11 protein-coding genes and 2 rRNA genes are annotated in these 14,025 nt (G+C 47.9%); 12 read left to right on the plus strand and 1 reads right to left on the minus strand.

The annotated features are described in order from the left end of the window. Positions 1 to 244: 244 nt before the first annotated feature. The 9 genes from ACF3OH_RS01605 (at position 245) to ACF3OH_RS01645 (ending at position 7,415) form a co-directional block, all read left to right on the plus strand. Positions 245 to 1,087, plus strand: a complete 843-nt coding sequence (locus ACF3OH_RS01605; protein ID WP_204591534.1) for an energy-coupling factor ABC transporter ATP-binding protein — start codon at positions 245 to 247, stop codon at positions 1,085 to 1,087. Further along, entirely contained in the window at positions 1,063 to 1,938 is an 876-nt protein-coding gene (locus ACF3OH_RS01610; RefSeq protein ID WP_392455483.1) for an energy-coupling factor ABC transporter ATP-binding protein, read from the plus strand. The genes ACF3OH_RS01605 and ACF3OH_RS01610 overlap by 25 nt, the downstream gene beginning before the upstream one ends. Beyond that, positions 1,938 to 2,735, plus strand: coding sequence for an energy-coupling factor transporter transmembrane component T family protein (locus tag ACF3OH_RS01615; RefSeq protein WP_392455484.1), 798 nt, complete (start codon positions 1,938 to 1,940; stop codon positions 2,733 to 2,735). Before ACF3OH_RS01610 ends, ACF3OH_RS01615 begins: the two co-directional genes overlap by 1 nt. A gap of 10 nt (positions 2,736 to 2,745) precedes the next feature. Beyond that, positions 2,746 to 3,492 carry a tRNA pseudouridine(38-40) synthase TruA gene (gene truA, locus ACF3OH_RS01620; RefSeq protein ID WP_392455485.1) on the plus strand — a complete coding sequence of 249 codons (747 nt, stop codon included), beginning with the start codon at positions 2,746 to 2,748 and terminating at the stop codon, positions 3,490 to 3,492. A 165-nt stretch (positions 3,493 to 3,657) separates the two neighbouring features. After that, on the plus strand, positions 3,658 to 4,095 hold the full coding sequence (gene rplM, locus ACF3OH_RS01625; RefSeq protein WP_204591543.1) for a 50S ribosomal protein L13: 438 nt from the start codon (positions 3,658 to 3,660) through the stop codon (positions 4,093 to 4,095). A 22-nt stretch (positions 4,096 to 4,117) separates the two neighbouring features. Next, positions 4,118 to 4,510, plus strand: a complete 393-nt coding sequence (gene rpsI, locus ACF3OH_RS01630; RefSeq protein ID WP_094942181.1) for a 30S ribosomal protein S9 — start codon at positions 4,118 to 4,120, stop codon at positions 4,508 to 4,510. Between the two features lie 362 nt (positions 4,511 to 4,872). Further along, a complete protein-coding gene (locus ACF3OH_RS01635) occupies positions 4,873 to 5,829 on the plus strand; it encodes a nuclease-related domain-containing protein (protein WP_392455486.1) in 957 nt (318 codons plus the stop codon). Positions 5,830 to 5,997: 168 nt separating this feature from the next. Further along, positions 5,998 to 6,345 (plus strand): N-acetylmuramoyl-L-alanine amidase, encoded by a 348-nt coding sequence (locus tag ACF3OH_RS01640; RefSeq protein WP_392456671.1) that lies wholly within the window; start codon positions 5,998 to 6,000, stop codon positions 6,343 to 6,345. A 20-nt stretch (positions 6,346 to 6,365) separates the two neighbouring features. Next, positions 6,366 to 7,415, plus strand: coding sequence for an Mrp/NBP35 family ATP-binding protein (locus ACF3OH_RS01645; protein ID WP_392455488.1), 1,050 nt, complete (start codon positions 6,366 to 6,368; stop codon positions 7,413 to 7,415). Positions 7,416 to 7,460: 45 nt separating this feature from the next. On the opposite strand, the gene gerD is transcribed toward ACF3OH_RS01645, so the two are convergent. Continuing rightward, complete coding sequence (gene gerD, locus ACF3OH_RS01650; protein WP_392455489.1) at positions 7,461 to 7,997, minus strand: spore germination lipoprotein GerD; 537 nt, start codon at positions 7,995 to 7,997, stop codon at positions 7,461 to 7,463. A 131-nt stretch (positions 7,998 to 8,128) separates the two neighbouring features. On the opposite strand from gerD, the gene ACF3OH_RS01655 reads away from it, so the two are divergent. The 3 genes from ACF3OH_RS01655 (at position 8,129) to ACF3OH_RS01665 (ending at position 14,024) form a co-directional block, all read left to right on the plus strand. Then, complete coding sequence (locus tag ACF3OH_RS01655; RefSeq protein ID WP_204591555.1) at positions 8,129 to 8,803, plus strand: KinB-signaling pathway activation protein; 675 nt, start codon at positions 8,129 to 8,131, stop codon at positions 8,801 to 8,803. Between the two features lie 556 nt (positions 8,804 to 9,359). Further along, positions 9,360 to 10,912: ribosomal RNA gene (locus ACF3OH_RS01660) — 16S ribosomal RNA — on the plus strand. Between the two features lie 186 nt (positions 10,913 to 11,098). Continuing rightward, positions 11,099 to 14,024 (plus strand): 23S ribosomal RNA (locus ACF3OH_RS01665). The 16S and 23S rRNA genes sit together here, the layout of an rRNA operon. The last annotated feature ends 1 nt before the right edge of the window (position 14,025 follow it).

Consider the following 14,025-nt stretch of genomic DNA (forward strand, 5'->3'; position numbering starts at 1 on the left):
AAAAAGGCTGAGCGTTACGATGAGCGGGTCCTCCGGGGCGGCGTCTCGTCTAGCTCTACGCACCTCATCGAGCAGACTGCCTTGAGCAAGCGGCCTGTTAAACCCTGAAGAGCGCACTGATGAGGTGCGCGCTTTTTTATTACCTAAAAATAATGGTAGTAGTTCGGAAGGAATGCATTCCCGGTGCATTGCTTCGGACTTATTACAAAAAGTCGAGATTAGTTGAGTAGAGGAGGAATAGGACATGACAACCGTTGTAAAACTTCAAGACGTATCATATACGTATCCTTCAGATGAAGTCGTGAAACCAGCTGTTTCCCACGTCTCCTATTCGGTTGAGCAAGGAGAATGGATTGCGATTGTCGGCCATAACGGGTCGGGTAAATCAACAATGGCAAAATTGATCAACGGATTATTGTTTCCGAGTGAAGGGGTCGTCGAGTTATTTGGCCAGCCTTTGAATGAGGACACGTTATGGGAGAGCCGTTCGCAACTTGGAATGGTGTTCCAGAACCCGGATAACCAATTTGTCGGAGCTACTGTTCAAGATGACGTAGCCTTCGCATTAGAAAATAACGGCATTGTCTATGAAGATATGGTGGAGCGTGTGCACTCTGCTTTGCAACAAGTGCAGATGGCGGACTTTTTAAATCAAGAGCCCCATCACTTATCAGGTGGACAGAAGCAACGAGTGGCCATCGCCGGGGCTATTGCCATGCGACCTAAATTACTCATTTTAGACGAAGCGACGTCGATGCTCGATCCACAAGGGCGCCGAGAAGTGATTCAAACACTTCAAATGCTGCGTGAGTCGTCTGAAGTGACCGTATTATCGATTACACATGACCTAGAAGAAGCGATGCTTGCGGACCGGGTCATTGTCATGAACGGCGGCGAAAAGTTCCTTGAAGGTCGTCCTGAAGAAGTATTTGCGAATCGGGAACAAATTACGAAGCTGGGCCTTGATTTACCATTTGCAGCAAACGTTGCGAATCTTCTTCGTGCACGCGGAGTCGATGTGCCAGCTACAATCATGTCAGAGAAAGAATTGGTGGAAGCATTATGGACATTACACTCCGACAAGTAAGCTATGCCTATGCGGCGGGGACACCTTTTGAAAAACGTGCACTTCATGAGGTGGATCTTACCATTCCAACGGGCAGTTACCAAGCCATCATTGGTCACACAGGCTCCGGGAAGTCGACTGTCTTACAGCATTTGAATGCCATTTTAAAACCGACTGCCGGAACTGTGACGATTGGTGAGAAAGTGATCGAGGCAGGGGTCAAACCGAAAGAATTAAAGTCTGTGCGCAGTCGTGTCGGCATTGTATTCCAGTTTCCAGAGCATCAATTGTTCGAAGAGACAGTAGAAAAAGACATCATGTTTGGTCCGATGAACTTTGGCGTGCCAGAAGAAGAAGCGCGTCGACGTGCCCACGAATTAGTTGGGCTACTGGGTTTGCCAGAAGGAACATTACAGAAGTCGCCGTTTGATCTATCCGGTGGCCAGATGCGCCGAGTAGCGATTGCTGGCGTTCTTGCGATGGATCCAGACGTCCTTGTACTCGATGAACCGACAGCTGGACTTGATCCACGCGGTCGGAAAGAAATCATGAACCTGTTCGCCCGTCTACACGAAGAGAAGAACTTGACGACGATTCTCGTGACACACAGTATGGAAGATGCTGCGCGCTACGCGGACCGTGTGGCCATCATGCACAGTGGGCGATGCGTAGTGGAGGGGACGCCGCAAGAGGTGTTTGCGCAAGACGAGTTGTTGCGCGACTTCCGCTTGGAGCTTCCTCAGTCTGTAAAACTCCAACGTGAATTTGAAACGATTACAGGTCAGGCATTTCCGGTGCTTTATTTGACAGAAGAGACCCTGGCTGAAGCGATTGCCTCGCATTTTGAGCAAGAAAGTGAGGGAACGCGCTGATGTTAGAAAAAATGATTTTTGGTCGCTACATCCCTGGCGACTCGATTGTGCATCGCATTGATGCACGTGCAAAGTTGATTTTTGTGTTCCTGTTCATCGCCATCGTATTTTTAGCCAATAGCTGGATCACGTATGGTTTGTTGATTCTATTTACGCTATTCATTGTGCGTCTTTCAGGCATCCGTTTTTACTTCATTGTGATGGGGCTCAAGCCGGTCCTCTTCCTGCTCATTTTCACGTTCTTATTGCATACATTCTTCACAAAAGAAGGAACGGTGCTACTTGACCTTGGGTTTACAGAAATCTACACAGGTGGAGTTATCCAAGGGATTTTCATCGCCATCCGTTTCTTTGTCCTCGTCGTGATGACAACGATCTTGACGCTGACGACAACGCCGATTTCGATCACGGATGCATTAGAACTGTTATTGAACCCATTGAAGAAAATCAAAATGCCTGTCCATGAGCTGGCATTGATGATGTCGATTTCATTACGCTTTATTCCGACATTGATGGATGAGACGGACAAGATCATGAAAGCGCAAATGGCACGTGGATCGGATATGACGACCGGACCTTTCAAAGAACGTTTAAAGGCCGTCGTTCCCTTACTGATTCCGTTGTTTGTCAGTGCGTTTAAACGAGCAGAAGACTTGGCGACTGCGATGGAAGTACGCGGTTACAAGGGCGGGGAAGGCCGAACACGGTTCCGCCAGCTTGACTGGAAGATGCGCGACACAGGAGCAATTATTGTGTTGCTAGGTCTAGCGGTCGCTCTTGTCTTCTTGCGTAGTTAGGAGGAGCCACATGCGATTACGTGCAACAATTAGTTACGATGGCAGCAGCTTCTCTGGCTATCAAGTTCAACCGAATGGACGGACCGTGCAAGAAGAAGTAGAGAAAGTGCTGACCAAGATGCATCAAGGAACATTTACACGTATCACGGCGAGTGGACGAACGGACACAGGCGTTCACGCAACCGGTCAGGTCATCCATTTTGACAGTCCTCTCACAATTCCGCCTCCAGGGTGGGTGAAAGGCTTAAATGCTCAACTCCCTGCAGATATCCGTGTACTTGCGGTCGAGCAGGTCGCGGACGATTTTCATGCTCGCTACGATGTCTGTTGGAAGACCTATCGCTACAAGTGGACGTTAGAGGCCATCCCTATGCCATTCGAGCGTCATATGCTCTCTCACGTTCCTGGAAAGCAGCCGGACGTCTCACGCATGCAACAGGCGGCCCAGGCTCTACTAGGAGAACATGATTTCCGAAGCTTTAGTGCAGCGAACACAAGCATTCAAGATTTCGTACGGAAGATTTATGATGTGCGTCTGGAGTCCCATGGCAATCAATTGCATCTTGTTATTACCGGCAACGGCTTTTTATACAATATGGTCCGGATTTTAGCGGGCACTTTGTGGGAAATCGGAATCGGTAAGAAGCAGCCAGAAGACTTGGCAGGAATCATCGCTGCAAAAGACAGAGGCAAGGCCGGAAAAACCGCGCCGCCAGAGGGCTTATATTTAGAAAAAGTAGGTTACGAAGAGCTGTAGCAACTTTTCCAGGTGTTTTTTGAAAATCGCTTGACAGAATGTCGTATCTGTTATACGATGATGTATGGTATTTTCAAAACCCCACAAATAAGCCCCGAAACTTAATTGTTAGGTTAAATAGAAAATTCAAGAACGAATAAGATCGTTATTAGGAGGACAATATACATGCGTACAACATTCATGGCTAAAGGTCACGAAGTAGAGCGTAAGTGGTTAGTTGTTGACGCGGAAGGCCAAACTCTTGGTCGTCTAGCTTCAGAAGTAGCTTCAATCTTACGTGGGAAAAACAAACCAACATTCACACCAAACGTTGACACTGGTGACAACGTGATCATCATCAACGCTGACAAAATCGAATTAACTGGTAACAAATTGCAAGACAAAATTTACTACCGCCACACACAATTCACTGGTGGTCTTAAGCAACGTACTGCACTTGAGATGCGTACGAAGTACCCAACTCAAATGTTAGAACTAGCAATCAAAGGCATGCTTCCTAAAAACTCTTTAGGTCGTCAAATGTTCCGTAAGCTTCACGTTTACGCTGGAGCAGAACACCCACATGCAGCACAAACACCAGAAGCATACGAGCTTCGCGGATAATCATTAAGAGGAGGACATACCCTTGGCACAAGTTCAATATATCGGCACAGGCCGTCGTAAAAGCTCAGTCGCTCGCGTACGTTTAGTACCAGGCGAAGGAAAAATCATCATCAACAAACGTGAAGTAGCGGACTACGTTCCATACGAAACGCTTGAGCAAATCATCAAACAACCACTAGTAACTACTGAAACTCTAGGTAGCTACGATGTACACGTAAACGTAAACGGTGGAGGATTCACTGGTCAAGCTGGTGCTATCCGCCACGGTATCGCACGTGCTCTACTAACTGTAGACCCAGACTTCCGCGGTAAATTAAAATCTGCTGGATTCTTAACACGTGACCCACGTATGAAAGAGCGTAAAAAGCCAGGTCTTAAAGGCGCTCGTCGTGCACCTCAGTTCTCAAAACGTTAATTGTTGGAGCCGATTCAAACCCATCTTCGCTTATCGCGAGGGTGGGTTTTTTGTTTTGTTAGAAAGGGCTTTGAGTAGATAAGGGCTTACTAGAAAGGGCTTTGAGTAGCTAAGGGCTTGCTAGAAAGGGCTTAAACATTTTGGGGGGTTCGCTGGATTAGTTTCCATAATATGAAGAAGTGGTGAACAGAAAGATTTAGACGGCGAATCTCGCCCCTTAGACCTCGAACATCTCGGACACAATTGGTGAAACTCCCGACACAATAACCGAACCATCAGACATAGTCTCAGTTTCTTAAACCAATTAAAGGAAGAAATGAATGTACACCTATTTCATAAGATGATATTCTACATGAAAAGGAGTGATTGCTATTTACATTCACCACACTACCTCGTTCATCTCTGCTCTTGAAATCTTCTACGCTCAACTCCCGCACTATCACCCTCAAAAAAGTTATATAGAATCTCAACTAAAAAATATTAAAACGGGTGAGAGAGGCGAATCTAAAGTTTTTCGTTATTTGGAAGAAGTGAGTTTTAAAGAGCCCCCGATTATTCTTCGTAATTTTATAGCACAGGTTCATGTGAGACGAGTGATTCAGATCGACTTAGTGATCATCACGCGAAGATACATTCTTTTAATTGAAGTGAAAAATATTGCAGGGCATATTAAGTTCAATTCAGTACCTGCTCAACTAATTCGTACATTACCAGAAACACCTCCGCAAGCTTTTGATTGTCCATTCACTCAGCTAGATCGAAATTTAAATGGCTTCTCTACACTCTTTCCAGATTTACAATTACCGATTTATACTGCTCTTGTTTGGGCAAACGCTTCTGCTACATTTGATTTTTCATCCCAACCTCCTCACACTTTTATGACACTTAAGAGGTTACCTCTATTCGTTCAACAGCTCGAGCAACTTCCACTAGTTCTACCTGATAATGAAGTCCAAAAGTTACAACAAAAAATAATAACTAAAACTCAATTTTTTCAAGAAGTACCATTCTCTAAAAGGTATAAGATTGAGCGAGCTGAACTACTTGAGGGATTATTCTGTCCAACATGTCATTCTGCTCTAAAAAGATTCGTTAGAACCTGGGTATGCAAAGTCTGCAATGTGAAAGCGCATGAACTGATTGCGCTAAATATTCTCAGTCAATTTGCAATTCATGGGCCGGTTTTAAGTATTTCTGAAATTCGTAAGCAGCTACCAGAGATAGGGGCGGATGCTATACGCAAAGTATTATTACAAGCTGGTTATGCTGCTGAAGGAAATACTAATGCAAGAGTTTATAGAAAGAAAATTGAGGGGTGAGATGAGTTTCCATAATATGAGGAAGTGGTGAATAGGCGGATTTAGACGGCGAATCTCAGCCGTTAGACCTCGAATCTCTCGGACACAATTGGTGAAAATCCCGACACAATCCCCGAACCTCCCCGATTCTGTTATCCCACGTCATACCCAAAACCCTCCCCGCATACACTGCATCAAAAAGGAGTCGGGGCACAAGTATTCTTCCATGAAGAAGGGGAAGTGAACGGGGAGCCCCTCGCAAAAGCCATTCAAGCGACTCTTCGCGAAACCTTGCAAAATACAGAGCGGGAAGCGATGGGAATTCGTCAAATTTATCTACTCAAGAAAGCTAATGCACCCTCTGTACTAGTTGAAACAGGGTTTATCAGCAATGAAGAAGAACGCGCACTCTTGCAAACATCAGAATATCAGCAAAAAATAGCACACGGCATTGTCACTGGCCTCGAACAATTTTACCAGTCGCAAGCACAAGCAAGCCCTACTCCACAAGGGTATGCTATACTAATAGACGACTAGGAAAAAAAGGGGTTTTGAGCATGCTAACCGAACAAGAGGTACGGGCTCTTCTTGGAAAACTCGAAGATCCGTTTCTACATAAAACACTTGAAGAAACAAACGGAATTCTGTCCGTTAAAATCAAAGAAGAAAAGAATTACGTAAGCGTCAAAGTCGCAATCGCAAAAACAAATACAGCAGAACAAATGCAACTTCAAACAAAAGTTGTCGATACACTAAAGAGTGCGGGTGTGGCTACAGTCGGAATCCGTTTCGAAGAACTTCCACAAGAAGCACTTGAGCAATTCCGTGGCCAACTTGGCGCAGCAGCAGAAAGCCTCACATCTCCTGCAACAAGCGTGAAGATCATTTCAATCGCATCTGGTAAAGGTGGCGTAGGGAAATCAACTGTTTCCGTAAACTTAGCAGTTGCACTTGCACGCCTAGGAAAAAAAGTAGGCCTTGTCGACGCAGATATCTACGGATTCAGCGTACCAGACATGATGGGTATTCGTGAGAACCCACAAATTAAAGAAGACCGAATCATTCCAGTGGAACGTAAAGGTGTCAAAGTCATTTCTATGGGCTTCTTCGTAGAGAACAATGCACCAGTCGTTTGGCGCGGACCGATGCTTGGAAAAGTTCTTGATCAATTCTTCAAAGATGTAGAGTGGGGAGAACTTGACTTCCTTCTATTAGATTTACCACCCGGAACAGGTGATGTCGCTTTAGATATTCATCAGATGCTTCCGGCTTCAAAAGAAATCGTCGTCACAACACCACACCCAACAGCCGCTTTCGTAGCAGCACGAGCTGGGGCAATGGCTCTACAAACCGACCACGAAGTTATCGGCGTCATCGAAAATATGGCATGGTATGAATCGAAGTCAACGGGTGAACGTGAGATGGTGTTCGGAAAAGGTGGAGGACCGAAACTTGCGGAAGAACTTCGCACAGAATTGCTTGGTCAAATTCCACTTGGGCAACCTGACTGGAACAACGAAGACTTTGCACCGTCTGTTTATGAAGAGTCACATCCAACGGGCAAACTTTACAACGAAATCGCACAACAAGTTATCGAACGCGCATAATCAAAAGGCAGCATTCTCATCATTCGAGAATACTGCCTTTTCTTGTTACTGGCCCCCACCACCAGCGCCACCATCGCCTGACGAGCCACCTGCACCATCTCCTCCACCAGAAGGACCGCCTTCAGATCCACCGGTACCTTTTCCAGCTTCCGCCGCTTTCATCACAAGATCTGGCCAATACGCTGTCCAAACAGGATTTTGAATCGTTTCTTCTACAACTTTTTTCATCTCTTCTCGCAAACTGCTCGACTTCAACAGTTTCTCCAGTTCTTTCTGCTGAGCCGTCATCCTCTTTGCCATCGAGTCCATAAATTTCGGGTCTTGCATCGAATGTTCCCAAAAAGCTTTGCCATCCTCGCTTAGAAGAGTAGTTTCAACAGATTTTTTCACGACATCTTGTTCAAGAACCAGCATCTCCTGGAATGTCGGATCACCAAGTGTATCCCGAAGCGCTTTTTTGCCATCCTCTGTTTGCTGCACATCAATTACCATCTTTTTCGTTTCATCGTATGTCGACTTTTGCTCAAATGGAGAACAGGCACCTAGAATCAAAATCGATAGTAGTAGCAGCCAAACGCGCATCATCCTCACCTCTTTTTCAATTAGTGTTCACAATTGATAGGGAATTATGCAAGAACTGGCGTGATTCATAGATTTTTATCTAAATAATTTGATACAATCGAGAAGAACTAGAAAGAGATGGAGGATTTTTCGTGACTATACGAAATTGGTTTAAATTTTTTGTACGCGCGATGCTCATCGGTGGACTTATCACAGGTGTGCTCGGCTTATTTATACGATGGGACGATGCATTCGCCCAATACTTCCAAGCGGGTGAGTGGGGAGAATTCACAGCGGCTTTTGTCTTTATGGTTGTTATGGGGTTCACTGTAAGTGTTATTGCTCAGATGGGATTTTTTGCGTATTTAACAATTCATCAGATGGGCGTCAATATTTTTAAGAGCCTTACACTTTGGAACTGGGTTCAGGTTTTACTTATCATCATTGTCATCGGAGATTTAATCATCTTCCGATTCCGACCAGGATCAGCATCCACTGAACAGTTACTACTATATCTTGGACTACTTCTTGTCCTGATTGGAACTGGTGTGACCGTTGCCATGATCAAAGCACGTCTGACAAAGAAACACGCATTGATTTCTGCGATGTTCTTCATGATTGTTATTTCTACATTAGAATGGTTGCCAGTGCTCATGGTACGCGCTGAAGGTGTGGATAGCTGGGTGACATTATTGTTATTCCCAATATTGGCGGTCAACGCATTTCAACTTCTGGCGTTACCGAAGTACAACAAACAATCTGAAATTGACCTTGCGAAGCGTGAAGAACGACGCAAAGCTCGGAAGCAGCAAGCCGCTCAACAATAAGTTGAGTGGTTTTTTTATTTCGAAGTAGAGGAAAGGGTGAGGAGCTCTTTTATCTTGTCCTTTGGAAATTAAATGGTCTTTATTTTCATATAACGCTGAAATCGGTATATACAGTTTGATTTAGGTAGCTGGAGAAATTGATTCTACGTGTAAAGACAATATGCTTGCCGGATATGTTGTGCCATCGATGTATCAAACTAACATCATCTTGTGATTGAATAGAAAAATGAAAAAAGAAACGAAAAAGTTTCGAAAAACCGTTGACTCTACCTTTAAAACGATGCTAAGATACAGAGGTCGCCAAAACAAGACGAAACAAATAGTTGACAATACGTTGAATGTTTTGTTACTATATGAAAGCTGTCTCAAGACGACATATGAACATTGAAAACTGAACATGCAAGACGTCAAGATAGAGCGTCACCGCCCCGACCCCCGTTGGGTGTGCGTGACGCAAACACGAACCAAGTCGCATCCTTTAACGGGATGTGATGGACGTTCAAAAATGGACATCATTATGATGCCAGCAACAAAATGAGCTTATATTAAGTTCTCTTTTATGGAGAGTTTGATCCTGGCTCAGGACGAACGCTGGCGGCGTGCCTAATACATGCAAGTCGAGCGGATGAAGGAGGAGCTTGCTCCTCCAGATTCAGCGGCGGACGGGTGAGTAACACGTGGGCAACCTGCCCTGTAGATTGGGATAACTCCGGGAAACCGGGGCTAATACCGAATAATCCACCAGACCACATGGTCCGGTGTTGAAAGGCGGCCTCGGCTGTCACTACAGGATGGGCCCGCGGCGCATTAGCTAGTTGGTGGGGTAACGGCCCACCAAGGCGACGATGCGTAGCCGACCTGAGAGGGTGATCGGCCACACTGGGACTGAGACACGGCCCAGACTCCTACGGGAGGCAGCAGTAGGGAATCTTCCACAATGGACGAAAGTCTGATGGAGCAACGCCGCGTGAGTGAAGAAGGTTCTCGGATCGTAAAACTCTGTTGTGAGGGAAGAACAAGTACCGGAGTAACTGCCGGTACCTTGACGGTACCTCATTAGAAAGCCACGGCTAACTACGTGCCAGCAGCCGCGGTAATACGTAGGTGGCAAGCGTTGTCCGGAATCATTGGGCGTAAAGCGCGCGCAGGCGGTCCCTTAAGTCTGATGTGAAAGCCCACGGCTCAACCGTGGAGGGTCATTGGAAACTGGGGGACTTGAGTGCAGAAGAGGAAAGCGGAATTCCAAGTGTAGCGGTGAAATGCGTAGAGATTTGGAGGAACACCAGTGGCGAAGGCGGCTTTCTGGTCTGTAACTGACGCTGAGGCGCGAAAGCGTGGGGAGCAAACAGGATTAGATACCCTGGTAGTCCACGCCGTAAACGATGAGTGCTAAGTGTTAGGGGGTTTCCGCCCCTTAGTGCTGCAGCTAACGCATTAAGCACTCCGCCTGGGGAGTACGGTCGCAAGACTGAAACTCAAAGGAATTGACGGGGGCCCGCACAAGCGGTGGAGCATGTGGTTTAATTCGAAGCAACGCGAAGAACCTTACCAGGTCTTGACATCCCGCCGACCGCCTAGGAGACTAGGCCTTCCCTTCGGGGACGGCGGTGACAGGTGGTGCATGGTTGTCGTCAGCTCGTGTCGTGAGATGTTGGGTTAAGTCCCGCAACGAGCGCAACCCTTGATCTTAGTTGCCAGCATTCAGTTGGGCACTCTAAGGTGACTGCCGGTGACAAACCGGAGGAAGGTGGGGATGACGTCAAATCATCATGCCCCTTATGACCTGGGCTACACACGTGCTACAATGGATGGTACAAAGGGCTGCGAACCCGCGAGGGGGAGCCAATCCCATAAAACCATTCTCAGTTCGGATTGTAGGCTGCAACTCGCCTACATGAAGCTGGAATCGCTAGTAATCGTGGATCAGCATGCCACGGTGAATACGTTCCCGGGCCTTGTACACACCGCCCGTCACACCACGAGAGTTTGTAACACCCGAAGTCGGTGGGGTAACCTTTATGGGGCCAGCCGCCGAAGGTGGGACAGATGATTGGGGTGAAGTCGTAACAAGGTAGCCGTATCGGAAGGTGCGGCTGGATCACCTCCTTTCTAAGGATTATTTCGGAACAGACCCTCGGGTCTTGACTTGACGTCTTGCAGTTCAGTTTTGAATGTTCATACATTCAACAACCTGTTCTTTGAAAACTGGATAGAACGACATTGATTGTAACAAACACAACGTCAAGCAATTGACGTGTGACCTTAAGTCTCTTCTTCATGGAGAGCACTAACTTAGGTTAAGTTAGGAAGGGCGCACGGTGGATGCCTTGGCACTAGGAGCCTATGAAGGACGGCACTAACACCGATATGCTTCGGGGAGCTGTAAGTGAGCTTTGATCCGGAGATTTCCGAATGGGGAAACCCAGCACGCGTAATGGCGTGTTACCTTCCAGTGAATACATAGCTGGTCGGAGGCAGACCCAGGGAACTGAAACATCTAAGTACCTGGAGGAAGAGAAAGAAAAATCGATTCCCTGAGTAGCGGCGAGCGAAACGGGAAGAGCCCAAACCAAGAGGCTTGCCTCTTGGGGTTGTAGGACACTCTATACGGAGTTACAAAGGCAAGGGGTAGACGAAGCGGTCTGGAAAGGCCCACGACACGAGGTAAGAGTCCTGTAGTCCAAACCCATTGCCCTCCAGAGTGGATCCTGAGTACGGCGGAACACGTGAAATTCCGTCGGAATCCGGGAGGACCATCTCCCAAGGCTAAATACTCCCTAGTGACCGATAGTGAACCAGTACCGTGAGGGAAAGGTGAAAAGCACCCCGGAAGGGGAGTGAAAGAGATCCTGAAACCGTGTGCCTACAAGTAGTTAGAGCCCGTTAATGGGTGATAGCGTGCCTTTTGTAGAATGAACCGGCGAGTTACGATTCCATGCAAGGTTAAGTCGAGGAGACGGAGCCGCAGCGAAAGCGAGTCTGAACAGGGCGAATGAGTATGGGGTCGTAGACCCGAAACCAGGTGATCTACCCATGTCCAGGATGAAGGTGAGGTAACACTCACTGGAGGTCCGAACCCACGCACGTTGAAAAGTGCGGGGATGAGGTGTGGGTAGCGGAGAAATTCCAATCGAACCTGGAGATAGCTGGTTCTCTCCGAAATAGCTTTAGGGCTAGCCTCAGATGAAGAATCTCGGAGGTAGAGCACTGTTTGGACTAGGGGCCCATCCCGGGTTACCGAATTCAGACAAACTCCGAATGCCGATGATTTGTATCTGGGAGTCAGACTGCGAGTGATAAGATCCGTAGTCAAGAGGGAAACAGCCCAGACCACCAGCTAAGGTCCCCAAGTAACCGTTAAGTGGAAAAGGATGTGGCGTTGCTTAGACAACCAGGATGTTGGCTTAGAAGCAGCCATCATTTAAAGAGTGCGTAATAGCTCACTGGTCGAGTGACGCTGCGCCGAAAATGTATCGGGGCTAAACGGTTCACCGAAGCTGTGGATGCATACCTAGGGTATGCGTGGTAGGAGAGCGTTCTAAGGGCGTCGAAGTCTGACCGGAAGGACAGGTGGAGCGCTTAGAAGTGAGAATGCCGGTATGAGTAGCGAAAGATGGGTGAGAATCCCATCCACCGTATGACCAAGGTTTCCTGAGGAAGGCTCGTCCGCTCAGGGTCAGTCGGGACCTAAGTCGAGGCCGATAGGCGTAGACGATGGACAACAGGTTGATATTCCTGTACCACCTCCCCGCCATTTGAGTGATGGGGGGACGCAGTAGGATAGGGAAGCGTGCCGTTGGATGTGCACGTTCAAGCAGTGAGGTGTGATGTGAGGCAAATCCCGCATCTATAACACCAGGCTGTGATGAGGAGGACATAGTCCGAAGTTTCTGATTTCACGCTGCCAAGAAAAGCCTCTAGCGAGGCGGGAGGTGCCCGTACCGCAAACCGACACAGGTGGTCGAGGAGAGAATCCTAAGGTGAGCGAGTGAACTCTCGTTAAGGAACTCGGCAAAATGACCCCGTAACTTCGGGAGAAGGGGTGCTCTGACAGGGTGAAAGCCCGAGAGAGCCGCAGTGAATAGGCCCAGGCGACTGTTTAGCAAAAACACAGGTCTCTGCAAAACCGTAAGGTGACGTATAGGGGCTGACGCCTGCCCGGTGCTGGAAGGTTAAGAGGAGTGCTTAGCGCAAGCGAAGGTGCGAATTGAAGCCCCAGTAAACGGCGGCCGTAACTATAACGGTCCTAAGGTAGCGAAATTCCTTGTCGGGTAAGTTCCGACCCGCACGAAAGGCGTAACGATCTGGGCACTGTCTCAACGAGAGACTCGGTGAAATTATAGTACCTGTGAAGATGCAGGTTACCCGCGACAGGACGGAAAGACCCCGTGGAGCTTTACTGTAGCCTGATATTGAACTTTGGTGCAACTTGTACAGGATAGGTAGGAGCCTAAGAGCCCGGAGCGCCAGCTTCGGAGGAGGCGTCGGTGGGATACTACCCTGGTTGTATTGAAGTTCTAACCCATGCCCGTGACCCGGGCAGGAGACAGTGTCAGGCGGACAGTTTGACTGGGGCGGTCGCCTCCTAAAGTGTAACGGAGGCGCCCAAAGGTTCCCTCAGAATGGTTGGAAATCATTCGAAGAGTGTAAAGGCAGAAGGGAGCTTGACTGCGAGACCTACAAGTCGAGCAGGGTCGAAAGACGGGCTTAGTGATCCGGTGGTTCCGCATGGAAGGGCCATCGCTCAACGGATAAAAGCTACCCCGGGGATAACAGGCTTATCTCCCCCAAGAGTCCACATCGACGGGGAGGTTTGGCACCTCGATGTCGGCTCATCGCATCCTGGGGCTGTAGTCGGTCCCAAGGGTTGGGCTGTTCGCCCATTAAAGCGGTACGCGAGCTGGGTTCAGAACGTCGTGAGACAGTTCGGTCCCTATCCGTCGTGGGCGTAGGAAATTTGAGAGGAGCTGTCCTTAGTACGAGAGGACCGGGATGGACACACCGCTGGTGTACCAGTTGTCTTGCCAAAGGCATCGCTGGGTAGCTATGTGTGGACGGGATAAGTGCTGAAAGCATCTAAGCATGAAGCCCCCCTCAAGATGAGATTTCCCATTACGCAAGTAAGTAAGATCCCTCAAAGACGATGAGGTAGATAGGTTCGGGGTGGAAGCACGGCGACGTGTGGAGCTGACGAATACTAATCGATCGAGGACTTAACCAAA

Source organism: Chryseomicrobium aureum (assembly GCF_043182735.1).
GTDB lineage: Bacteria > Bacillota > Bacilli > Bacillales_A > Planococcaceae > Chryseomicrobium > Chryseomicrobium aureum.